This window comes from Paenibacillus sp. GCM10027626 (genome assembly GCF_042676285.1).
Taxonomy (GTDB): domain Bacteria; phylum Bacillota; class Bacilli; order Paenibacillales; family Paenibacillaceae; genus Paenibacillus_Z.
In genome coordinates this window covers 635,591-657,478 of record NZ_JBHTHC010000002.1, presented here as the reverse complement: position 1 = coordinate 657,478, position 21,888 = coordinate 635,591, and the positions used below count along the sequence as shown (strand labels likewise).

Annotated in this window: 19 protein-coding genes and 1 pseudogene; 8 read left to right on the top strand and 12 right to left on the bottom strand. The window is 48.9% G+C overall.

Features of this window, described 5'->3' with window-relative positions; translation table 11 throughout:
* Nucleotides 1-58: 58 nt before the first annotated feature.
* Together ACFQ0N_RS06675 and ACFQ0N_RS06670 are read right to left on the bottom strand one after the other, a co-directional pair.
* Complete coding sequence (locus ACFQ0N_RS06675) at nt 59-559, bottom strand: DUF1854 domain-containing protein (RefSeq protein WP_379324075.1); 501 nt, start codon at nt 557-559, stop codon at nt 59-61.
* Entirely contained in the window at nt 559-2,751 is a 2,193-nt protein-coding gene (locus ACFQ0N_RS06670) for an ABC transporter ATP-binding protein (RefSeq protein WP_379324073.1), read from the bottom strand. Before ACFQ0N_RS06670 ends, ACFQ0N_RS06675 begins: the two co-directional genes overlap by 1 nt.
* Before the next feature lie 600 nt (nt 2,752-3,351).
* On the opposite strand from ACFQ0N_RS06670, the gene ACFQ0N_RS06665 reads away from it, so the two are divergent.
* Together ACFQ0N_RS06665 and ACFQ0N_RS06660 are read left to right on the top strand one after the other, a co-directional pair.
* Complete coding sequence (locus tag ACFQ0N_RS06665) at nt 3,352-3,915, top strand: PadR family transcriptional regulator (protein WP_379324071.1); 564 nt, start codon at nt 3,352-3,354, stop codon at nt 3,913-3,915.
* Complete coding sequence (locus ACFQ0N_RS06660) at nt 3,908-4,777, top strand: alpha/beta fold hydrolase (protein ID WP_379324069.1); 870 nt, start codon at nt 3,908-3,910, stop codon at nt 4,775-4,777. Before ACFQ0N_RS06665 ends, ACFQ0N_RS06660 begins: the two co-directional genes overlap by 8 nt.
* Nucleotides 4,778-4,780: 3 nt before the next feature.
* Here ACFQ0N_RS06660 and ACFQ0N_RS06655 read toward each other — a convergent pair whose 3' ends face one another.
* From ACFQ0N_RS06655 to ACFQ0N_RS06645, 3 genes are all read right to left on the bottom strand, one after another.
* Nucleotides 4,781-5,155, bottom strand: coding sequence for a hypothetical protein (locus tag ACFQ0N_RS06655; RefSeq protein ID WP_379324067.1), 375 nt, complete (start codon nt 5,153-5,155; stop codon nt 4,781-4,783).
* A gap of 99 nt (nt 5,156-5,254) precedes the next feature.
* Nucleotides 5,255-6,052, bottom strand: coding sequence for a TatD family hydrolase (locus tag ACFQ0N_RS06650; RefSeq protein WP_379324065.1), 798 nt, complete (start codon nt 6,050-6,052; stop codon nt 5,255-5,257).
* Between the two features lie 126 nt (nt 6,053-6,178).
* Nucleotides 6,179-6,853 carry an HAD family hydrolase gene (locus tag ACFQ0N_RS06645; protein WP_379324063.1) on the bottom strand — a complete coding sequence of 225 codons (675 nt, stop codon included), beginning with the start codon at nt 6,851-6,853 and terminating at the stop codon, nt 6,179-6,181.
* 171 nt (nt 6,854-7,024) lie between these two features.
* Here ACFQ0N_RS06645 and ACFQ0N_RS06640 point away from each other — a divergent pair, with 171 nt between their 5' ends.
* Nucleotides 7,025-7,741 (top strand): AraC family transcriptional regulator, encoded by a 717-nt coding sequence (locus ACFQ0N_RS06640; RefSeq protein WP_379324061.1) that lies wholly within the window; start codon nt 7,025-7,027, stop codon nt 7,739-7,741.
* 142 nt (nt 7,742-7,883) lie between these two features.
* Nucleotides 7,884-8,771, top strand: a complete 888-nt coding sequence (locus ACFQ0N_RS06635; RefSeq protein WP_379324059.1) for a DMT family transporter — start codon at nt 7,884-7,886, stop codon at nt 8,769-8,771.
* On the opposite strand, the gene ACFQ0N_RS06630 is transcribed toward ACFQ0N_RS06635, so the two are convergent.
* The 7 genes from ACFQ0N_RS06630 to ACFQ0N_RS06600 form a co-directional block, all read right to left on the bottom strand.
* The gene (locus tag ACFQ0N_RS06630; RefSeq protein WP_379324057.1) at nt 8,754-9,560 is read right to left on the bottom strand and encodes a PP2C family serine/threonine-protein phosphatase; all 807 of its coding nucleotides are present in this window, start codon (nt 9,558-9,560) and stop codon (nt 8,754-8,756) included. The genes ACFQ0N_RS06635 and ACFQ0N_RS06630 overlap by 18 nt on opposite strands.
* 167 nt (nt 9,561-9,727) lie before the next feature.
* A complete protein-coding gene (locus ACFQ0N_RS06625) occupies nt 9,728-12,760 on the bottom strand; it encodes an alpha-mannosidase (protein ID WP_379324055.1) in 3,033 nt (1,010 codons plus the stop codon).
* Nucleotides 12,761-13,263: 503 nt separating this feature from the next.
* A complete protein-coding gene (locus ACFQ0N_RS06620) occupies nt 13,264-14,904 on the bottom strand; it encodes an extracellular solute-binding protein (RefSeq protein ID WP_379324053.1) in 1,641 nt (546 codons plus the stop codon).
* A 65-nt stretch (nt 14,905-14,969) separates the two neighbouring features.
* The gene (locus ACFQ0N_RS06615) at nt 14,970-15,869 is read right to left on the bottom strand and encodes a carbohydrate ABC transporter permease (RefSeq protein WP_379324051.1); all 900 of its coding nucleotides are present in this window, start codon (nt 15,867-15,869) and stop codon (nt 14,970-14,972) included.
* Between the two features lie 6 nt (nt 15,870-15,875).
* Nucleotides 15,876-16,787 (bottom strand): ABC transporter permease, encoded by a 912-nt coding sequence (locus ACFQ0N_RS06610; protein WP_379324049.1) that lies wholly within the window; start codon nt 16,785-16,787, stop codon nt 15,876-15,878.
* A 268-nt stretch (nt 16,788-17,055) separates the two neighbouring features.
* Nucleotides 17,056-18,240, bottom strand: coding sequence for a GntR family transcriptional regulator (locus ACFQ0N_RS06605; protein ID WP_379324047.1), 1,185 nt, complete (start codon nt 18,238-18,240; stop codon nt 17,056-17,058).
* Nucleotides 18,241-18,416: 176 nt separating this feature from the next.
* A complete protein-coding gene (locus ACFQ0N_RS06600) occupies nt 18,417-18,977 on the bottom strand; it encodes a TetR/AcrR family transcriptional regulator (protein ID WP_379324045.1) in 561 nt (186 codons plus the stop codon).
* Nucleotides 18,978-19,094: 117 nt separating this feature from the next.
* On the opposite strand from ACFQ0N_RS06600, the gene ACFQ0N_RS06595 reads away from it, so the two are divergent.
* The 4 genes and pseudogenes from ACFQ0N_RS06595 to ACFQ0N_RS06580 all read left to right on the top strand — a co-directional run bounded on the left by ACFQ0N_RS06595 (nt 19,095) and on the right by ACFQ0N_RS06580 (nt 21,766).
* The gene (locus ACFQ0N_RS06595; protein WP_379324043.1) at nt 19,095-20,642 is read left to right on the top strand and encodes an MFS transporter; all 1,548 of its coding nucleotides are present in this window, start codon (nt 19,095-19,097) and stop codon (nt 20,640-20,642) included.
* A 27-nt stretch (nt 20,643-20,669) separates the two neighbouring features.
* The gene (locus tag ACFQ0N_RS06590; protein WP_379324041.1) at nt 20,670-21,110 is read left to right on the top strand and encodes a hypothetical protein; all 441 of its coding nucleotides are present in this window, start codon (nt 20,670-20,672) and stop codon (nt 21,108-21,110) included.
* Between the two features lie 42 nt (nt 21,111-21,152).
* Nucleotides 21,153-21,286: pseudogene (locus tag ACFQ0N_RS06585) on the top strand (IS1595 family transposase); the annotation flags it as partial.
* A 54-nt stretch (nt 21,287-21,340) separates the two neighbouring features.
* Entirely contained in the window at nt 21,341-21,766 is a 426-nt protein-coding gene (locus tag ACFQ0N_RS06580; protein ID WP_379324039.1) for a hypothetical protein, read from the top strand.
* Nucleotides 21,767-21,888 lie beyond the last annotated feature (122 nt).

Here is a 21,888-nt window from a genome sequence, read left to right as displayed (position 1 = left end):
ACGTCCGACTGCCAAAAAAATAAACCCTGGATCATCACCAGGGTTCAGGGTTATAGGTTTACACCACATCTGTCAGCTGCATCCGGCTGCGGCTGTCGAGTGCCTGCCAATCTTGAATCTCGCAGCGTTTGCCGTTAATATCGGTCAAAATAATGCGTGAGCCGCCTGGAAATTGCATATATTCATGCAAATTCCTCATCGCCAGCCGCGTTGGCCCGAGATTGGTCTGCAGCTCCCAAATCCATAAATCAGACTTTTGCTTCACGCTGTCCACACGCGTTACCCGCGGCAGGAAATACCGGAACTGCAGCTCCCTCTCCAGCTCCTGCTCGCTTTCCTTATCCAATTCGCGAATATCGCGGATGATGCCGAGCTCTTCCCCTTTGGCATCGCGGATTGAGATGTATTGCGTTGTATATAGAAACGGGAAGGTGCGGTAGACGACCAGCTCCGGATAGGTATTGTTGTCGATTACGCCCTGAAAAACGCCCCCAGGCCCGCGGCTGAAGCAAACCTCCTCCGGTTCAAACATCCGGATATCATAACAATCGCTGCTCATCAGCCTTCCACTCCCTTAATCTTCGATAGTTCCTTTTGCGCATCCACCAGCTTGCGGTAGGCGCCGCCCTCGATAGCGAGCAGCTCGTCGTGGGTGCCAACTTCAACAATCTTGCCTTTGTCCAGAACAACCAACCGGTCTGCATTGCGCAGCGTCGACAGCCGATGGGCAATAGCAAAGGTCGTCCTGCCCTTTACCAGACGCGAGATCGCCTCTTGGATCTGCCGCTCGGTTTCCGTATCCACTGAAGCGGTCGCTTCATCCAAAATTAAAATTCGCGGGTCGTGGATGATGGCGCGGGCGATGGAAACCCGCTGCTTTTCGCCGCCCGAAAGCCGGTGACCGCGCTCCCCTACTCGAGTATCGTAACCGTCCGGAAGGCGGACGATGAAATCATGCGCATTGGCAATCTTGGCCGCCCGCATAATCTCCTCTGGCGTCGCATCCGGCTTCGAGTACCCGATATTTTCAGCGATTGTGCCGTCAAACAGAAACGTCTCCTGCAAAACGACGCCGATTTGCTTGCGCAAGTCGGTTTGACTGATGCTGCGCAGATCGGTTCCGTCAATGTTGATCCGCCCTTCATCCGTATCGTAAAAACGGCAGATCAGGTTGATAAAGGTTGATTTGCCGGCGCCGGAATGGCCGACCAGCCCGATCATCTCTCCCGCCTTGACCTGCAGGTTCACATCCTTGAGGACGGGATGATGCTTCTCATAGCCGTATGTGACGCCTTCGAATACGACATCGCCGCGGATCGTACCGATATTGACCGGATCGCGGGCATCCGGCACCTCGGACGGCGTATCCATAATCTCGAAGACGCGATCCGCCGAAGCCAGCGCATGACTCGCCCAGTTGATCATCTGACTGACCCATTGCAGCGGGCCAAAGAGCATTCCAAGGTAGGCAATTAGCGCCATAAGCACCCCGAGCTGCAGTTCCCCGCGAATGACGGAGGAGCCCCCGTTGTACCAGATGAGCAGCGTTCCGATCCCTGCAACGAATGAAAATAGCGGAAACATCCCCTGCCACAAGCCTTCAATCCGGATATTGTTGCGCACAAGCTCGCGATTGGCTTCAGAATAACGGGACATCTCCGTTTTTTCCTGACCGAACGCCTTGACGACGCGGATCCCCTGCAGCGAATCGCCTACGAGCACATTGAGCCGGAAGATCGAGCGCCACTGCTGGTACCACCGCCGTCCAATCTTGGGCCATAAGGTCAAGGACACAAGCAGCATAAACGGCACTGGGATAAGCGCGAATAAAGTCAGCTTCCAATCGAGCCCGAACATGATGGCAAAGATTGCAATGATACGCAGCGTCTCTCCGCTGACCCAGATGACGCCGTCTGTCATAAACTGCCGCATCGCCTCCGAATCGCTGTTGATTCGGCCGACGAATTGGGACGTTTGCCGGCGGTCAAAAAACGCCAATGAAAGCCTCATGAGTGCTTTATAGATGTCTCCGCGTAAATCGCCCATCAGCTTGGAGCCGACCCAGACGCCGATAAGGCCGCGAACCGTCTGCATGCCGGACATTACAAGCGATGTAACGCCAAGCCCCAGCACAACCCAGAGCAAGGCTGAGCCTGTATTTTGCGGCTGCAGCACGTCGTCGATCATAATCTTCGTTAAAAATGGCGGTATCAGCTCAATAACCGCTGTCAGCATAAGCAGAACTACCGCAACCGCCATTTGCTTCCTGTATGGCATCGCATAGCGCAGCATGCGAAGGAGCACCTTGCCATTGCTTTTACACATCGGGCAAGATTGCGTACCCTCGGAAAGCGGATTGCTGCAGGTCGGACAGTAGCGGGGAAATTCCTTTTCCGATACGACCGGCAGTTCCTCCTGCTTCGCCATTGCGGTTAATAGCTTCGCGGCGAAGCCGAATACCGGCGATAGAGCAGCTGTGTAACGGGCGACGACAACCGGTCCTCCCTTCGTATCAGCAAGCAATGTGCCGCCGCCAATGCCATTGACTGCCCGGGCTTCGGTCAGTTCGTCAACGTCCAGTCTGAACGCCTGAGCGCCGTCCGCGCTCCATAACGTAACCTCCCGCTCCGTAATGGCCAGCCACATCTCCCCGAAGCGCCCATTCGGCATTAAATCTGTCTTTACTTGAAATACCGGATCGCAGTTCAATTGCGTGCGAATAAAATCCGGAAGCGTATTTTGAATTGACATAAATCCCCCCACCGATTATCAGCGATATGCGCCATATTTGACGCGGGTAACCCTTTTATTTGTAAACGCTTTCGACAAGTACGGGTAATGCTTCAATTTTACCCGTACTTTTTGCGGATCGAAAGTCTCCCGACCAGAAGCGCTTCCTGCCTCAGAATTTATAGATACCATAATTTCCAAAAATAAACAAGCATTATTTTGAGAAAAACTTCTATCGAAGTCCTTCAAGGATGTGCGACCGCGTTTAAAGGTAGTTTTTATCGCCAATAAGAATTTGTTTTCCCGCACAGCTTGGAAACTTATAAATTTTTATGTGGTAAAAAAGGAGGCCGTAGAGGCCTCCCCCAAAGCGAGTGCTCCTCAATTAAGAGGAAATCACCTCAGTATGGTAGATCAACGCGATCAGCTCCTTTCCTGGAGATTTGTCGGGCTCGACACTTCCTATTGTACGATCAGCAAGCACAAGAGAGAAGCGATTAAACAACTATAATTAAACTTTATCATCCACTCTATTCAAATTTGACTAGTTGAGCAACGTCTGTTATGATAAGAACCAACACTTCACTATTCAAATTTGATTAGATATGGGAGACTGCAGCAATGTCAACAGTTCGACTACTTGTATTAGGTTCCATCCTGCGCAAAGGAATCAGTCATGGATACGGCGTCTACAGCGACATCACCTCATGGCGGGCGGACACTTGGACGAATGTAAAGCCGGGATCGATCTACCATGCCCTTGAGAAGCTTGAGGCGCAAGGAATGACACAGTCCGTAGAGTCTGAAGAAGCGGTAAAACTCGGTCCATCCCGCACAGAGTATTCAGTCACTGCAGCTGGCCAAGCAGAATTCGAAGCCCTGCTCGAATCTGCATTGAAGAGTAGCGATATTCAGCATTTTGCCGTTGGAATTGCTTTTATGGAAATGCTGCCCCGATCAAAAGCAATTGCCATCTTACAGGAACGGATTGCTTCCTTGAACGACTCGGCCGAATTTCTGCAAACATTGCCTACCGAAGAGCAGCCCTCTGATCCGTCCAAGCACCCTGAGCTCGTGGGACTTTGGGTCAGCTATGTAGAGAACCAAGCAGCATATACGCAAACGATTTTACAAAATCTATTGGCAGGAAAATATAACTTCAAAAAGGAGCGATCTCATGATTAAGGTTATACTGCATGATGGGAATACGATTGATGTAGAAATTCGCGGGGAAGGCCCGGCCATTTTGCTGCCTGTTAATCCTGTCCCTGTAGAAGGAGCTCAAGCGGACGAGTTGAAAAAATGGGGCGTCGATCCTGCGCTTGGCAAGTCGTTGATCGATGGGCTTTGCGACCACTACCGGGTCATCGCTTTTGATTACGAAGGACATGTCATGCAGCAGCCAAAGCCTGATTCATTAACACCCGATAATGTGGCACGCGACTTTATTGCCGTTGCAGATGCGGCGGGCGCGCCAAAATTCGCCTACTACGGCTACTCATGGCTAGCGCTAAGCGGCTTGCAGCTGGCGATTCGGACGAATCGTCTCTCTACCCTTATCATGGGGGGCTTCCCTCCTATTGGCGGGCCTTACCAAGAAATGCTGCAGGTCACTAAAGCTACTCATGAAATGTCGATTGCCGGCCAGAGTGAACCGACCGCTCAGGAGCAATTAGCTATGAATGAAGTACCAGAAGCAGCCGAAGATTACGACTGGTCCAATGTGCAAGTAACAATGAACGAAGGGCAAACGAAACAGTTTGTAACCTTGTATGAGCATTTGCAGCATTTCGATGATAGCATGGCGCAAGCACAGCTGACTTGTCCGCGGCTCTGCTTCGCAGGAAGTATAGATCGCATTGAATACGGAGAGCAATGGGGAAACGTAACCGTAGATATTGCCGGCTCGATGATAAAGCATCATTCGGAAATCAGTAATGCTGGCTGGGATGTGCAAATTGTTCCCGGACTCGATCACACTGGAGCTATGCAGCCCGCGAATGTACTGCCTGTCCTGCGTCCTTGGCTCGATTCTGTTCTTCAATAAGGCTTATTCATCAGCAATATTGACCACATTATCTTTAACATTATATTTAATATAGTAGTGATTCCATATTTGCGAAGTAATCACCATTTTTTCGCCTGCTTTCTCAAATAAATATCCAGAACCCAACTGCTCCGTGAACGCCCAGCCTTCTTTAGCCATGCGCTCTTTAAGAAGCTTATGACCAGACAGCCTCTTCCCCATGCCTAGATAGTGACCCTCATCGTCCATTTGAATAATAAGCTGATCTGACGTCTTCAAAGTATACATAAGCTTCAAGTTATCGAGTCCGATATTATTGATATAGTTAACCGCATAGATAACAACAAGAGCAAAGATGCTAGTGAGGCCAATTATAACTGTTTTAAAAGGTTTTCTCATGTTGAACCCTTTCCCCATAATAGTAAAAAACAGCGGATCGAACCATCATTTCTCTGTTAGGTTCAAGCCGCCGCGCCTTCTATATATGTATCAGCCTTTCTATACTCCGAAAAAACGTTTCGCCGTTGCCGTCGTTTCCTCTGCAACTTTTTCGATCGGCATCTTCAAGCATTGTGCCACTGCCTGCAGCACATGCGGCAGGTATGCCGGCTCATTCCGCCCATCCTTCGGCTTTACCGGCAAATCACGCGGGGTCAGGAAGGGCGCATCCGTCTCGATCATTAACCGGTCCAGTGGAATGCTGCGCACCAGTTCTCGCAAATGTTTGCCTCTGCGCTCATCGCAAATCCAGCCGGTTATGCCAATATACATGCCCATTTCCAAATAGGTCCGCAGTTCGCCGGCGCTCCCTGTAAAACAATGCACCACTGCCCGCTCGATTCCCTGCTTATGCTCCTTCATAATGGAGACAAAATCGTGGTGCGCATCACGCTCATGAAGGAATAACGGCATGTTCAGCTCTACCGCCAAGCCGACCTGCTCTATAAACCATTTGCGCTGCACATCGCGAGGCGAGAAATCCCGGTTGTAATCCAAACCGCATTCCCCGATCGCTACGACTTGCGGCAGCGCTGCCAGCTCCCTAAGCTTGCTGATCGTCTCGGCATTGCAGCTTTTTGCATCATGCGGATGAATGCCTGCAGTCGAATACAGCTTGCCCGCAAATCTTCCGGCATATCGGGCGGCATCCACACTATTTCTCACACTCGTTCCTGTAAGTACAAGCGGCGTTACGCCCGCTTCTGCCGCCCGCTGCACCACTTCATCCCGATCATGATGAAACGAACGGTGCATTAGATTTACACCAATATCAATCAATTGTATCGTCATTGCCATCACCTTTCATACCTAATTATACCGCGTTCACCCCGCTTCTCTAGGGAAAAATCAATTAAAACCAATTTTGACAGCCAAATGAATAAGACAGCAAGCAGCGTAAACTGATCGCTGTCCTATCTTCTTTTAGTCCGCCACCTTCTGTGACAATTCCGCCAGTACATCGGCAAGCGGCCGATCCGCCATCGACGCTAGCCGCAGGTCATAATCAGGAAATGTAAGGCTGGCCGTAAGCGCATTTGGTACAATGACACATTTTAGCCCGGCTGCTATTGCCGCATTAGCGCCATGCGCAGAATCCTCGAATGCCACCGCTTGGTTAGCAGCAACGCCGAGACAAGCAAGCGCCTGGACATAAAGCTCGGGGTCAGGCTTCACCTTACTGACATCGTCCGCTGTACGGATGCAGGAAAAATATTGCAGTAAGCCATAACGCTCCAAAAAGCCAGTCACCCAGCTGCGTGTCGAGCTGGACGCGAGGCCGATTTTCAATCCCAGCGACTGGGCAGAACGCAAGTAATCTTCAACGCCCGGACGTATATCCCGATCCTGCATGACCAAGGCATGCTGCTCTTCGGTAAATTTCTGAGTTGCTTCACGATCGATCGGCTTCTGTATCTTTTCCTCCAAATAAGTGAACGGATTAAACTCATCGAAGCTGGTGCCGACACAGCGCATCCATACCTCTTGCGGCAATTCCAGCCCATAATTCCGGTAAACGGCCACCCAGGCGTCGTACCAGGCACTCTCTGTATCTACAATTAGTCCGTCAAAATCAAAAACGACTGCTTCTATTGTCATATCGCATTCCTTTCATTACGTTGGGTTGTTCCCCTATCATATCACTTTTCCTCTGATAACGCATATCGGCGGACGATTGATCCGCTGCTATCAAAAGCGCTGACAATCCATACCGTCACTTTATCCATCCTTACGCCTTTGTTATGATGAGATAGGAAAGGAAGATGGATCATGAAGTTCTGCCATGAAATCACAGTCTCTCGAAGACGCTATTCTGCCGACCGGCATACACATTCTCATACCTTTGCGCAGTTGATTCTCCCATTGCAAGGAGAGCTGTCGATACAATCCGGAGAAGCCGATCTTACAGTGGACCAGCGCATGCTGTTTTTCATTCCGCCTCATTCGGATCATACCTTTTGCTCGGCTGCAAGCAACGAGTTTCTTGTCATCGATATCCCGGCTGTAATGATCGCTCCTGGCATTCTTCAACAAAAAGCGGCAGCTTACACCTTCGATAACAAATGGCATGGCATCCGCACACTTATTTTGCATGAATTGGATCAGTACGGTGCGCATAGCAAATCATTGCAGCAGCTCTATCCGTATATATCACATTACCTGCTGCAAACGAGGCAGCCTGCTTCAATCGCCTATATTCATGAGCACTATGATCAACCGTTGAACGTGCAGCGCTTAGCCGAACTCGAACATTACAATCGCTCCTACTACTATGACTGGTTTCAAAAAATGACCGGGCATACGCCAGCTTCCTACATTCAGGAAGTCCGGCTCGCAAAAGCAAAAGAGCTGCTGCAGAGCACCAGCTTGTCCGTTATGCAAATCGCGATTCAAGTCGGACTGGAGCACCAATCCTCCTTAACGCGAATTTTTCGCCAAAAGGAAAAAGTTACGCCAAGTCAATATCGGCAGCAGTATCGCTTGTAAACTTGACGACATGCGGTCAAATGCACCTGATTATTGGTCAAATAAACCGCTGAGGAATCGGTACAATGGGATAGACAAAGGGCGGGTTCGGCGACGGGAGAATGCCGTCCTCGCCTGTTGAGTCTTCCCAAGGAGTATTGATATGAAAACAGCATTAGGGTTATTTTTCGCACTGCTATGGTCATCTGCGGCCATTGCGACCAAATACGGCTTGCTCTCTACGACCCCGCTGGCATTGGCAACCAGTCGTTTTCTCATCGCCGGTACGCTGTTATTTTGTTATGTTTATCTGTTCCGCCGACATTACCGCTGGCCGCGGGCCGGCGAGTGGCGTCCGTTATTCGTGCTTGGCTTGCTGAATACAACCTTATATTTGGGAGCAACATTTTGGGCGTTAAACAAAGTGTCGGCTGGCTTGTTCAATTTATTTGTAACCGCCAATCCTTTTTTGGTCGCATGTTTGTCTTATGTATGGCTGAAACGAGCCTTATCGATCAAAGAATGGTGCGGCATGGGGATCGCCGGGGTCGGTTTATTCATCGCTGCCTGGCCATCGATAGCAGAGAGCGAGGCAAGCATCAGCGGTTTAATTGTGTTATCACTTGGCATGATATCCATGGCGGTCGGCAGTGTATATTTCAAAAAAGTACAATTGGATTTGCTGGGAGTTGTCATTAATACTTGGCAGATCATCATCGGCGGTACCGTATTAATTCCGTTCACTTATTTTCTCGAACAGGATACTTTTTTCTTAAAAATGGACGCCAATTTATTCGGTTCGCTGTTCTGGCTCATTTTCATTATTTCCATCGGCACGATGGTGCTGTGGTTTTATTTATTGAAGCAAGATGCAGTGAAAGCGAACAACTGGCTGTTCATGACGCCCATTTTCGGCTATATTTTCGCCGCTATATTTTTAGATGAACAGATTGCATCTACAGATATAGCGGCGACGGCCTTAGTCATATTCGGTTTATTTTTATCAGGCAATATTGTAAGCAGCAAACAAAGTTTACGGAAACTCCAGTAAAACTGCCGTCTTGTCGTCCGGGTGAACATCATGTGCTTTCTCCCAGTTTTCCATCTCCAGCATATAGCGTTCAATTCCGATGGACAGCACCTGCTCAAGCACAGCTTCAAAGCTCTGGTCAGGATAGACCATCCCGTCAGATATGAGAAGCAAATAATGAAGCCCCGCTACATCCAGCACGCCGCGTTGTATATAGTCCGCCATTTCATCCATCCCGTTGGCAACGCTGTACCCTTCCGGCGTATTGGCCATCCAGCGGGCATAGGCTTGCCGGTGCAGCGGCACTTCAAAATAGTCCTCATCCGGCACAAAAATGCCGCGCGCACGGTCGGCCGCCTGCTTTTTGCGGATCCGTTCCGCATTGCCTTTGACGGAATCGCGGGTTACGACAACATTTTCACCCGCTTTCGTCCGGGCGATGATCATACAATCGCCGACTTGGGCAAACGCCGCTTCATGCCCGTTCACGGCAACGACCGCAGCACAGGTCGACCACAAACGATGCTTGCGCGTCAAGTCCTGCTCTGCGGCGATCATCGCCTTTTTCAGCAGACGATTAGCCTGTACAAGCTGTTCTGCAGGATCGGCTGGATGCTGCAAGGCATTAAAATGATCCTTGAACAGATTAGAAGCAATGAATGCGCCATTATGTCCTTTTTCATCCTTGTACTCATACAGTGGCGTTACACCGTCAAACACGCCAAAAACGCCTGCCGCAAGATTGACACAATGCGCGTCCTCAGCCTCTTTTTTGAGGAAGCTTTTGCGTGCAGCCTCATATACCTTCATGCCTGTCATCCCCTCTTCTCTGGCAAGATCTGCAACATAGCAAAAAGACTAAGTCTTCAATATACCAAACTATCAGAGGGTTGACTAGGCCAATAAAAAAGAAGGACACACTGCCTGAAGCAGCTGCCCTCCCCTGCCAAACCTCTACCGACTCTACCCATCAGCAATTAAACTATATCTTTAAGCGTTAATCGGATCGAGCGAATTTCGAATGGCCCAAAGGTCAACTTGATCTCATCATCCTTAGCCGCCGCGATGCGCTCAAGCGGATTTTCCAGCAAATCCACCGCCCACGCTTCACCGAAAGGAAGCCCTACTTTCAGCGCCGTGGTCGCCTGTCCTCCGGCTGTCTCATACAACCGCACGATCACATCATCGCTGTCCTCCGCCTTCTTCACCGCTTCGATCATGACATGCGGATGGGTCAATTCCAGAAAAGAGCGTCCCTCCACAGCAGCAGCTGCAGTTTCAGCCGTGCGCAGCGGTACATTCAGCTCATATCCCTGCTTGTATACCTCAGCCTGTACATGATCCCCCTGATGCGGATAGAGCGAGTAAGTGAACGCATGCTCCGCCCGATCTGCCTCCGGATCAGGGAATGTCGCCGACCGCAGCAAATTCAGATCAAGCACATTGCCCTCTGCACGATGGCCGTACTTGCTGTCATTGAGCAAGGCTACGCCATAATTGGGCTCAGAGAGATCGATCCAGTGATGCGCACAAATTTCGTCCTTCGCATAATCCCACATCGTGTTGCGGTGCGTCGGGCGCTTAATATGACCAAACTGAATTTCGCAGCTGGCGGCATCTGCCCGGACAGCGACCGGGAACGAGGTGCGCAGCATTTTCTCCGATTCCTGCCAGTCCACTTGGGTCACGAAGTCAATTCTGCGGCTTCCTTGTGTAAGTACGACTTTTTGGATCAGCAGTGATTGGCCGAAACGATACTGCTGCACCAAGCCGACTATAGGGCCGTCGGCCATTTCCGATGTCTCAACGAGCGCCGGTTTGCTGCTCTCGATTTGTCTGTAATCTTGACGGAAATCCCAGGCATCGCCCTTGTCATGATACACGCGCAAATCGTTGGCGGCCGCTCCCGGCTGAATCACTTCGCGTCCGAGCTCTTTATCGAAGATGGAGGCGATTGTGCCTTCGGCATTAAACGCGACCTTAAGCAGGTCATTTTCAAGCAGCCGCTCTGCCGCAGATGCCCGCAATGCCGGGAACGAAGCGCTCGGCGCAGCCTCATCATTGACAACCGCATACCCCATCGGCGGCACTTGAACGCGCAGCCATCGTCCTTCTACATTCAGCCATTCCTCACGCTTCCAGGATAAAGAGTTGAATACCATGACAGCATGCTTCCTGTCTTCCGTATCTGCAGCGGAAGCAGAAGTGCCAGCTTTCTCCAGCGCTTCATACCGCTCGACAATCATTTCCTCTACCTGTGCCAGCATGATCGCATAACGTTCCAGCGATTCGTCATATACCCGCTTGATCGACGAACCAGGCAAAATATCATGGAACTGATAGAGCAGCATTTCTTTCCAGATTGTCTCCAACTGCTCGGCCGGATACGGAATTCCGGCAGAGGCGGCCGCCAAAACGGCAGCAAATTCAAGTTCACGCAGCGCTTTTTCCAGCTTGCGGTTATACCATTTATTGCGCGCTTGGCTCGTCAGCGTTCCCTGATGCTTCTCCAGGTACAGCTCTCCGCGCCATGTCTGATAGCGCTCGGTCCCTTGATTCAGCTTTGCAAAAAAGGCCGAGGAATGTTCCTGCACAACCGGGCTCAAGCCAAGCAGATTTTTCTCACGGGCCAGCCGCTCGAGATGCTCCTCTCCCGGGCCTCCGCCCCCGTCCCCGATACCGAACAGCATCAGGCAATGTTCGGATACACTTTTGTCCAGGTATTCCTGCTCCGCTTTCACGATCGAACGCGGCGCCGCCGGACTGTTGTACGTATCCTCAGGCGGCATATGAGTCAGCACCTGCGAACCGTCGATGCCCTCCCACATGAAAGTGTGGTGAGGATGCTTGTTGTATACACTCCATGACAGCTTCTGTGTCATCATATAATCGACGCCTGACAGCCTCAGGATTTGCGGCAGGCTGGCTGTGTAGCCAAAAACATCCGGCATCCATAGCGATTTCATCTCCATGCCGAACTCTTGCTGGAAAAATCGTTTCCCGTGCAGCACCTGTCTGACTAACGCTTCGCCGCCAGGCACATTTGTGTCCGATTCGACCCACATCGCGCCTTGCGGCTCCCAGCGCCCTTCGCGCACCCGCTCCTTCACCTGCTCATACAGCTTCGGATAGCGCTGCTTCATCCAATCGTACAGCTGCGGCTGACTGGCTCCAAAAATATAATCCGGGTACTGCTCCATCATTCTAAGCGCAGTGGCAAATGTTCTTGCCCCTTTGCGGATCGTCTCGCGCAGCGGCCACAGCCAGGCCAGGTCGAGGTGGGCGTGGCCGACAGCGCTGATCGTCAGTACCGGATCTCCGCCCTGCTTGCTTAGCTGTTCGCCAAGAATGCGCCGCGCCTCTGCCACTTTCCCGTCGCTCATATCAGTCAGCAGCAGGGATACATCATACAAAGCTTTGGCAATGCGCGCTCTGCGCGCGCTTTTTTCCGGCAGCTTCTCTGCCGTTTCCAGCAGCACCTCGAAATCGAAATACAGCTGCCGCACTTCCTCCCGGCAAATGGCGATGACCGCCTCCTTCAGCGTCCCGCTGCGATAACGGCCGAATAAATCGTTACAGCCGGCATCGCCCCATAGTTCGATCGTCTCCTCGCCAGTCGAAGCGCCGCTAATATGTACAACACGCTTTCCCGGAAGACCAAGCGAATAATCGAACTCGGAGTTAATGTTGGTGAGCCCCTGCCGCGGTGTTCCTTCTTCGTCAACCAGGCACAGCTCGCCATTGACATCGATCAGCAGCACGACCTTCTTGCCTTTGCCCTGTGCCGGCACTTTGCCTGTAAAGCAAAACCATGCGCAATCCCACAGTTCGCCCCAGCGGTCACCGGCGGCCAATGCAATTTTGTTGCCAGACATCCGCTCAGCATAAGGAACAGGCTCCTTCGTTACCCACGCCGTTACATTTAAATCCGCGATCGGCACATAAATATGCTTATCAATATCATTCAGCAGCGATTTCATCGATTCTGGCTTATACGTTTCGTATGGCATAATTCAAGTCTCCCTTTATTACAGTGATAAACGGCAAGAAGAAACGGCTGACGCCGTCCTTAGTGCGAGGCAAGTTTCTTCCCCTTAAAAAGGAACAAAACACACTATGTCAATTTAATATAGCATATAGAACATGTCAATAATAAATATAATATTAGTATAGAATAAATATATATTATTTAATTTTGTCATAGTTTTATTCAGGAGGACCTTTGACGCAAATCAATAAAATTCGCTCGCCGTCATTGCTAAACCGCTCTATTTGCCGCAGTGAGGAAACGCTGTTTGTTGCGGGGAAGAAAGATCGAAGAAAAAAGTGGCGGAGAGAAGAATGAAAAATGCTGCCTGTCTACGATTTCTATACAAAGGGAAGAGCCGCAGCCCCTCCCTGCCAAGTAAGAAGAAACGGCTGACGCAATCCTTGGCGCGAGGCAAGTTTCTTCACTTAGAAATATAAGCCATGTATAAGGTGAAACTTATACTTTCTTATATTTTTAAAAAATTTAGTTCGGCATACCGAATTTCATAACTTCCTTCCCTTTCAGCTGCTCATCGACAAATTGCATCGCTTCAGGGTAACCCGTTTTATTGATTTGCTCCCGCAAATCGTTCAAAATTTTCAACGCCGCCTCGTCAGATTTGGCATATACCGCTTCCTTCCAAGCATCGCCCATTTTGTCCATCGACGGCTTCAGCATCTCCCATTGCGATGACTTCGTTATTACATCGCCAGGGCTGAAAGCGGAAATAATTTGCGTACCATTCGGACGAAGAATTTTGCGGGCGTTATCCATTGCCGCATTTCGCTCCTGGTCTGCCCAAATATCACCATTGCCTAGCGAATTAAGCTGGTCGCGCCCCGAAATCGATTCAAAGCCGATGCCGATCCCTTCATTTTTCCGCACTTTATTCGTCGTATCCTGGGTGAACTTATCGAACCATTCCTGTTTGGCAATCGGCTTGCCGTCCTTCATCTCCCAATGCGTGCCTTCTATACCGTAGCGCGTGAGCAGGAAGCCTTCGTCGGAGGCGAGAAAATCAAGCAGACGCAAAGCCGCATCGACATTTTTCGATTTTTTCGGAATGACCGTGACATTATTGCCCTGAATATTCAGATCTGCCGGACGGTTCGGCTCGGCGCCGGCGCGCTCAAGCGGGCCAAGCGGCACAAAATCGCTGCCCGGGTTCGCTTTGACAAAATCTTTGGAAGCATCGAGAATGGCCGGATAATGGGCAGCCAAAATCGCGATTCGCCCTTGCTTAATTTTTTCCTGCGCAATCGGATCGGTTTGGGTAAAGGCTTCATTGTCGAGCAGCCCTTCGGAAACCAGCTTCCGGTAGTATAACGTATAATCGTCATACGTTTTTGTCATAAACACATGTTCCAGCGTACCGTCGCCTTTGTCGTTGTAATCGGTAGGATAAAACATCGTATTGCCTATACCGACAGCCCAGCCGTTATGGAAACCGCCGAACGGGATGACAGGCAGACCATTGGCTTTCAGATCGACATCCTTGATTTTTTTCATCAGCTGATACAGATCCTCTTTTGTCTTGACGGACTGCGGGTCAACACCCACCTTCTCGGCAATATCCTTGCGCACATAAAAGCCGTATAGCCAGTCCATGCCGTCTTTATCGGTCGCCGGCTGATTTTGCAGCAGCAAATATTTTTTGCCGCCATAAGCATCAATCGCTTTTTCATTGAGCGCCGGCGGGACATTTTCTTTAGCTACGAGCTTCGCCAGGTTCGGGTATTTATCGAGCTTATCGCTCAAATCAACCAATTGATCCTCCTTCGCCGCTTTAATAATACTATCCAGCTCGCCGCCCCACGCCGGCCCCGTATAAATATCCGGCAAATCCTGTGTCGTAAAAATCTGGTTGACCTTCTCAACCTCGCTGCCCTTTGTGTACTCCCATTCTACTCTGACCCCGGTTTTTTCCTCGATGACCTTTTCGATCGGCGTCATATCGACATCCGCGCCGGTGGAGCCATTCCAGTTATGAAGCACCTTAAGCGTAACCACTTTGCCGTCGCCATCCCCTCCGGAAGACGACCCGCTGCTACAGCCGTACAGCGAACCGCTGGCTAGTGTGGCGGCGAGGAGAATAGAAGCGAATTTAAGCCGTTTCTTTGTCATCCAAAACCCTCCAATGATATGAAAAATGGTATATGATAAAGCCTTCTTTCGTGAGAAGAAGACCGTTATCCTTTGACTGAACCAATCATTACACCTTTGACGAAATAACGCTGCAGGAACGGATAAACGCATAGTATCGGAAATACGGTAATAACAAGCAGCGCCATGCGCAGCGACTCCGGTGTCGCGCCCGCCGTATTGACACTGATCGTTTGCCCGCCCTGCTGCGCTGCACGCTGCATGGAGGAGGACAAAGCTTCCGCTTCTGTGAGCATTTGCTGCAGCAGCGTCTGGACCGGGATCAAATCTTTATTCGACACATAATAAACTCCGGCAAACCAGTCGTTCCAATGCGCAACCCCGATAAACAGCGAAATCGTTGCCAGTACCGGCCCGGACAAAGGCAAAATGATTTTCATGAAAATTTGAAAATCGCCATAACCGTCGATTTTGGCCGATTCCTCCAGCTCTTCCGGTATACCTTGCAGGAACGTGCGTATAATGACGATATGCATAAAATTAAACAGCATCGGTATGACGTAAACCCAGAAGCTGTTGATGAGGCCAAGCTTCTGCAGTGTAATAAAGAACGGAATAAATCCGGCGCTGAAAATCGTCGGCAAAAAAATGTAAAAGGTAAAAAACGTTCTGCCTGGCAGCGTCTTTTTCGCCAGTGCATAAGCCATTAATGTACAAAGCAATACATGAAGAAACGTACCGATCAGCGTGCGCAGCAGCGTAATTTTATAGGCCTGCCATATTTTCGCATTCTCGAACACCTGCCCATAGTTGTCCAGCGTAAATTTGCGTGGCAGGAAGTAGATCGCGCCCAGCATGGAGTCTTTGCCGTCATTAAGCGAGTATGCCAAAATATAAATAAATGGATAAATCATCGAAAACCCGACCAGGGCCAGAAAAATCGTATTAAACAGCGAAAATAGAGAGAATGAACGTCTCAAATGCACCACTCCTTAAAAAAGAGATACATCACTTACTTTGCGGGCAATCCTGTTCACAGTCACAATCAAAATCAAGGCAATCAGGCTCTGGAACAGACCGACAGCAGCCGCATAACTCAATCGCCCTTGACTGATCCCCGAGGTGATAACATGAACGTCGAGCACACTGCCGATCGCAGCCGTTGCCGGGCCATTCAACAGCAGCAACTGCTCGTATCCTGCACTCATCAGGCTGCCGGCAGATAATATGAACAAAATGACAGCGATATTGCGGATTCCCGGCATCGTCACATGCCATATTTGCCGGAAACGGCCCGCCCCGTCGATTTTGGCAGCTTCATAGAGCTGCTGGTCAATGCCGGCAATAGCAGCCATATAAATAATCGAGTTCCAGCCAATGTTTTTCCATATATCTGAGCCAATAATAATTTGATAAAACCATGACGTATTGTTGAGAAATTGAATCGGCTCAATGCCGAATCCGCCTAGCAGATCGTTGACCGGACCGCCATACGGCGTCAATAAACGCTGCATCAGCGTAACGACTACAATCCAGGACACAAAATACGGGAGATAGGAAAGCGTTTGCACAGTTTTCTTAAATTTCACCATTCTCACTTCATTGAGCAGAATCGCAAGAATAATCGGCATCGGAAAGCCGATAATCAGCTTCAGCAAACTAATAATAATGGTGTTGCGAATAATATCAGCAGATTGATAATAATCAAAAAATTGATTGAAATATTTGAGGCCGGCCCAAGGACTTCCGGTAAAGCCGCCTGTAAAATTAAAATCCCGAAAAGCGACCTGTACACCATACAATGGTACGTATGAGAAAATGAAAAACCAAATAATGCCGGGAAGCATAAACAAATAAAAGACTTTATGCTTCCAAATCCGCTTCCATAGCGGGGATGCCGTCATAGACCCAACCTCCTGACAAAGTGAATCCCTTATAGGAATCGCTTACATGATGATTCTTATCGAATTTCGTTCGTATACTGCCACATTCCCCCTCTTGCAAAGACAAGACACTTGGCAAATTCAACTAACATGCTCCCACTTTAATACAATATATACAATATGTCAATATTGAATATATTTTTTATTTCGACATTTATGCTAAAATGAGAAAAAACGATTTCCTAAGTATGCTATTTAACGCCTACTTGGAAATCGCCTAATCTCCGCATTATTGAGGCACCGGACCAGTCGTCTTGCGAACGACAAGCTTAGGCTCAAGTAATACTTTTTTATATTTGTCCGCGCTATTCTCATCCTGCCAATCACTGCGGATCATTTCGACCAGCCTCGCGGCAGCACGGTTGCCGATTGTTTGCTCATATTGATTAATATGTGTGAAGATACTGAACTCCTCTACGATCGATGTAGGATCGTCAAAGGAAATAATCGATATGTCGTCCGGAACATTCAGCCCGGCCCGCTCCGCCATTTGATAAATATGAACGGCCAGCTCGCTGTTGAGCGTTATATATGCTGTAGCCATACGATTGCGAATATAGCGGTAAAGCGGATGGTTGTCCGAATCGCCTGCATGATCGAGCCGGAAGCCGGTAATCATATGAGCCGGATTTATGAGCGCCTCTCTTCTTTTCAAAGCGTTCATATAACCTTCCAGCCTCTCCTGTACCGTCACGGTTTGCAGAGGAGAGTCCGAGCAAATGGCAATGTCGCGGTGTCCCAGCTGCCATAAATGCTCTACAGCGAGCTCAATGCCAAGTCTTCCATCAGCGGCGAAGTAATTGGTCTCAATCCCCGGCAAATAACGGTCGATAAGCACGAAAGGAAAGTCATCAAGCTTCATGCTCAAAATTTCGTCGTTATACTGCTGGTCGTCAATCGGGAAAATCAAAAGCCCTTCCACCCCGACCGCCTTTAACATCTGAATCGCTTCTTTTTCTTGCTCCAGCTGCCCCTCGGAAAGCATGATCATACTTTTGTAGCCCGCATCTCTTAAAGCATGCTGAATGCCGTAGTTCAGCCTGATAGCAAAGTAATCGTGAATAAATGGCAAAATAATGCCGATAACTCCTTTGCCTTGATCATCTTCACTTTTTCCTGCAGCTGGCGCGCTGCCCGCTACGGCTTCTACTTCAGGCTTATCCGCGAGCCACTCCTCCGCCGCAACCGGGGCTCCCCCCACAAAGCTTCCCCTGCCGGGCACGCGGGTTATGACATTTTCATTCGCCAGGCCTGCCATTGCATTCACGACCGTTATTTTACTTACCTGAAACCGTTCCATCAGCTCTTTCTCTGTCGGGATTCGATCGCCAGCCACTAGATTCTCGGTATGAATCAGCTCGCGAATATAATCTTGTACTTTTTTGTATAATGGAGTTCGGTTAGCTGAATTCATAGTGTCACCATTTCCCCTGAATTATTATATATATTATATATATACTATACACGTTGAGGGTAGAGGACACAAGTGGACATCATGCAATTATGGAACAGAGATCGAGTAAATACATACGCTATGCTGTAAAATCACTTCTGAAGAGTCCGATACGGGAATTCCGCATGCCGTCCCCTCTACATCTGTCTTTCGATAAGAAGCCGTGCGGCACTGAGAAAATGCTCCCGGTTAAAAGCTGATTTGTCTACATAAGAGACCATAATGGCACCACTGCAAAGCATCCTCAACTGCGCGGCCAATTCTTCGGGATTCTGGGCCCGGCCCTTCCGCATGACTTCCTCCACTTTTCCCCATAGCTCCCGGCGGTTTTCAACCGCTCTTTGATGGGCGGGATGATTCGAATCCGGAAACTCCACCACCGTATTCATAAATGGACATCCACGATAATCGGATTGATTTATCCTTTCGACAAGTCCGTCGACCATTGCAAAAAGTTGCATTTTGGGTGAATCGGGATGGAGCCGCTCCGCTTCTTCCAACCGCTCCAAGGTAAGGTCTCCTCGATATTCCAAATAATTTACGATTAAATCATCTTTGCTGGCGAAATTACGGTAAAAGCTCGCTTTAGCTACTCCGGATTCATCGATGACTCGGTCGATTCCGACAGCCCGTACACCTTCCTTATAAAACAGATCGGAGGCTGCTTGCAAAATTCTTTCTCTTGCCGACTTTTTCATCACAATCACCCGCTCTAAAATTTGGTAATATTGCATTTGACATGAGACAGATCTGTCTGTATCATAATAACAAAAGAGACAGATCTGTCTCTTCAATTTTAAAAAAACTGCCGGCTGTTGTCAAACAGTTCAGGATGTCAAGGAAGGATGTTAACCATGCCCCCTGTTTTCAAAACTGCCGCTCTCCCACTCTCTCGACAGCCAGGTGGTAATACGGACCGTGCAAGACCGCATTTGACACTCACTGTCTTGCTTCTCTCCACATTTTTGACAGTTGCGAACATTTTTATTGTCAATGTCGCGACTCCCTCGATTCAACTCGCTCTAAACGCAAGCTTTTCAGACGTCCAGTTTATCATCACAAGTTACACTTTAGCTTTTGCCGTTACCCTTATTATTGGCGGGCGGCTTGGCGACAGATTCGGGCGGAAAAGAATTCTGTTGTTGGGAGTAGCCGGCTTTACGCTCGCTTCTTTGTTTTGCGGCTTGTCACCCAATATCTTCATACTGACAGTGGCTAGAATCCTCCAAGGGATAAGCGCCTCATTGATATCACCGCAAGTATTATCGCTAATTCAAGTGAACTATCCGCCTGAAAAGCGCGGTGCGATTTTCGGATGGTATGGCGCCACACAAGGGCTAGCCGCATCGACTGGCCAAATCATTGGCGGACTGCTGTTGCAGGTTAATCCCTGGGGCTTGGATTGGAAAACCATTTTCTTCTTTAACGTACCGGTCGGTTTGTTCATCTTGTGCTTGATACCGTTCATTCATGAGTCCCACACTTCAGAAAACACCAAGTTCGATTGGGCAGGTGCTGCCCTTCTCACCGTAAGTCTACTGTTGCTTGTGTATCCGCTCGTGCAGGGGCAAAAGGAAGGTTGGCCGCCTGCGCTCATTTTTGGCTTGATCTTATCATTCCCTGTCCTGGCAACGTTTGTGTGGTATGAAAAACGAGTCCAACGAAATAAGCGTGTTCCGTTCATGCAAATGGATCTTTTCCGGCAACGAGTATTCACTGTCGGCATGCTCGTCGCATTTGTGCTGATGTCCTCGCAAGCTGCATTTTTTCTCATTACTGCTTACCTGCTTCAAATTGGGTTAAGTTTTTCAGCTTTGAAAGCAGGCGTTGTCATTTTGCCGATGGGAATAGGTTATTTTCTCGCATCTCTGTTATCATCCAAAACAACCGGCAAGATTGGTCCTCATGTACTAGCGATAGGCTCCATCCTGACGGCAAGCGGTTATCTGCTTCTCTCTTATTCCGTTTCCATGACGGGAACCTCGCCGGCCATTCCCCAGTGGATTCCCGCTCTGCTCGTTCTCGGTTTCGGTCAAGGTTTTATTGCTGCTCCGCTGACGAATATTGTTCTTGCTAAAATACGAAAGAGTGATGTTGGTTCCGCGTCAGGGATATTCATTACAGGTTTCCAGATTGCTTATGCGATCGGGATTAGTTTGATCGGCATCATATGGTTGAACGGGCTTAGTTACCATACAAATAAGATCGGTATCCAGCATGCAAACGCGCAAAATTATATCGATACTTTCAGCCTCTGTCTCTACTTGCTTGCTGTATATACCGCATTTCTTCTTCCGCTTTCGCTTGTTCTAATCAAAAACACCAGGTCGAAAACAGCTACGCAATCGGTATCAGATCTTTAATCCTTACGAAAATCGAGGTGTTTATCCATGAATCAAACCCATCGTGTGGAGAAAAGCGTGAGAGGCGACAAATTTATTCGTTATACTTTGTGGGCGAATGGTCTTTCTACCGGAGTGTTTGGGGTAATATTAATATTATTTCCGCATTTTGTAGCGAACTTGACGGGCCTGGATCGTTCGTCCGCGCTAGCCGAAACGGGGATTTTCCTGGTGATTTTCGTCGCTTTTGTTTTTGGGACGGTAAAAATGAAACTTATTCCGCCTTTGTATGTGCTGATTCTTTCTGTGGTGGACTTTCTCTGGGTTATTGGGAGCATTTTTCTGATTGCCAAGGATGGAACTTGGTTTACGATGACGCTTCTGGGGATATGGCTTGTCGGTCTTGTGGCATTCGTAGTTGGCGTGTTCGCCGTATGTGAGCTTTCTTATTGGTGGATAAACAGGTCACTTAAGAGAGCATCGGATTGATGGAGTTTCGAAGTACTGGATCCACTTGAAGAAAAGACTTGTTATACCTCCTATGCGAGCACTAATGGCTTGGCTCATTACCGTTTCAAGTCCGACGGGAAACAGCGTGTGAAGGCATGCACCACATCCAGAACGTCAACAGTTACCATAGCCGTATGAAAGGCGGGATAGCAACAATATAAAGAATGTTTCGTCTGTATAAGTAAATTCAGTGAAGGGGGATACAGAAGGTGCGAAAAGCGATATTTTTAGGGATAGCACTGCTTCTCTCGGCATGTTCCGATGGGAAAGAAGCGTCGCTAAATACCAATTTCTCTGGTAATGATGCAATTGCTAAAGTCCTTGATCGCGAAAGGGATGTGCGTTTTTCTTCAGATGTAAGTTTTCCTGCTGAAGCGAAAAAAGTCAAAGGTATTATACACGGCGGTGGGCCAGCTCCTGGAATAACGATTCCTGGGGAATTTGAGTCTTCTGCAAAAGAAGTGAGAGGGGATACGTTTATCGTTACTCTAACGGAGTATTGGGATGCAAACGATTTTAAAAATTCAGAGGAAAAAGAGGGTATATTGAGCGCGTATTGGAAATATGAAGTTACGCCTACATCAGTAAAATTTATTGAGCAGGGTGGCGATTCATCACCTGAACTTATCGAATAGCCATTTTTGAGGGAATGCACTTGAATAAACCGCCCTTCTGAGGCGGTTTTTCTTTATACAGATTATCAACATTGAGATTTAACAATAGCCTTTATATTGGGAAAGTGCATAAACGCTTATGT

What these genes read in the sequence shown, in the direction of transcription:
- ACFQ0N_RS06675 (WP_379324075.1), bottom strand. Translation starts at nt 559, where the DNA reads ATGAGCAGCGATTGTTATGATATCCGGATGTTTGAACCGGAGGAGGTT.
- ACFQ0N_RS06670 (WP_379324073.1), bottom strand. Translation starts at nt 2,751, where the DNA reads ATGTCAATTCAAAATACGCTTCCGGATTTTATTCGCACGCAATTGAAC.
- ACFQ0N_RS06665 (WP_379324071.1), top strand. Translation starts at nt 3,352, where the DNA reads ATGTCAACAGTTCGACTACTTGTATTAGGTTCCATCCTGCGCAAAGGA.
- ACFQ0N_RS06660 (WP_379324069.1), top strand. Translation starts at nt 3,908, where the DNA reads ATGATTAAGGTTATACTGCATGATGGGAATACGATTGATGTAGAAATT.
- ACFQ0N_RS06655 (WP_379324067.1), bottom strand. Translation starts at nt 5,155, where the DNA reads ATGAGAAAACCTTTTAAAACAGTTATAATTGGCCTCACTAGCATCTTT.
- ACFQ0N_RS06650 (WP_379324065.1), bottom strand. Translation starts at nt 6,052, where the DNA reads ATGGCAATGACGATACAATTGATTGATATTGGTGTAAATCTAATGCAC.
- ACFQ0N_RS06645 (WP_379324063.1), bottom strand. Translation starts at nt 6,853, where the DNA reads ATGACAATAGAAGCAGTCGTTTTTGATTTTGACGGACTAATTGTAGAT.
- ACFQ0N_RS06640 (WP_379324061.1), top strand. Translation starts at nt 7,025, where the DNA reads ATGAAGTTCTGCCATGAAATCACAGTCTCTCGAAGACGCTATTCTGCC.
- ACFQ0N_RS06635 (WP_379324059.1), top strand. Translation starts at nt 7,884, where the DNA reads ATGAAAACAGCATTAGGGTTATTTTTCGCACTGCTATGGTCATCTGCG.
- ACFQ0N_RS06630 (WP_379324057.1), bottom strand. Translation starts at nt 9,560, where the DNA reads ATGAAGGTATATGAGGCTGCACGCAAAAGCTTCCTCAAAAAAGAGGCT.
- ACFQ0N_RS06625 (WP_379324055.1), bottom strand. Translation starts at nt 12,760, where the DNA reads ATGCCATACGAAACGTATAAGCCAGAATCGATGAAATCGCTGCTGAAT.
- ACFQ0N_RS06620 (WP_379324053.1), bottom strand. Translation starts at nt 14,904, where the DNA reads ATGACAAAGAAACGGCTTAAATTCGCTTCTATTCTCCTCGCCGCCACA.
- ACFQ0N_RS06610 (WP_379324049.1), bottom strand. Translation starts at nt 16,787, where the DNA reads ATGACGGCATCCCCGCTATGGAAGCGGATTTGGAAGCATAAAGTCTTT.
- ACFQ0N_RS06605 (WP_379324047.1), bottom strand. Translation starts at nt 18,240, where the DNA reads ATGAATTCAGCTAACCGAACTCCATTATACAAAAAAGTACAAGATTAT.
- ACFQ0N_RS06600 (WP_379324045.1), bottom strand. Translation starts at nt 18,977, where the DNA reads ATGAAAAAGTCGGCAAGAGAAAGAATTTTGCAAGCAGCCTCCGATCTG.
- ACFQ0N_RS06590 (WP_379324041.1), top strand. Translation starts at nt 20,670, where the DNA reads ATGAATCAAACCCATCGTGTGGAGAAAAGCGTGAGAGGCGACAAATTT.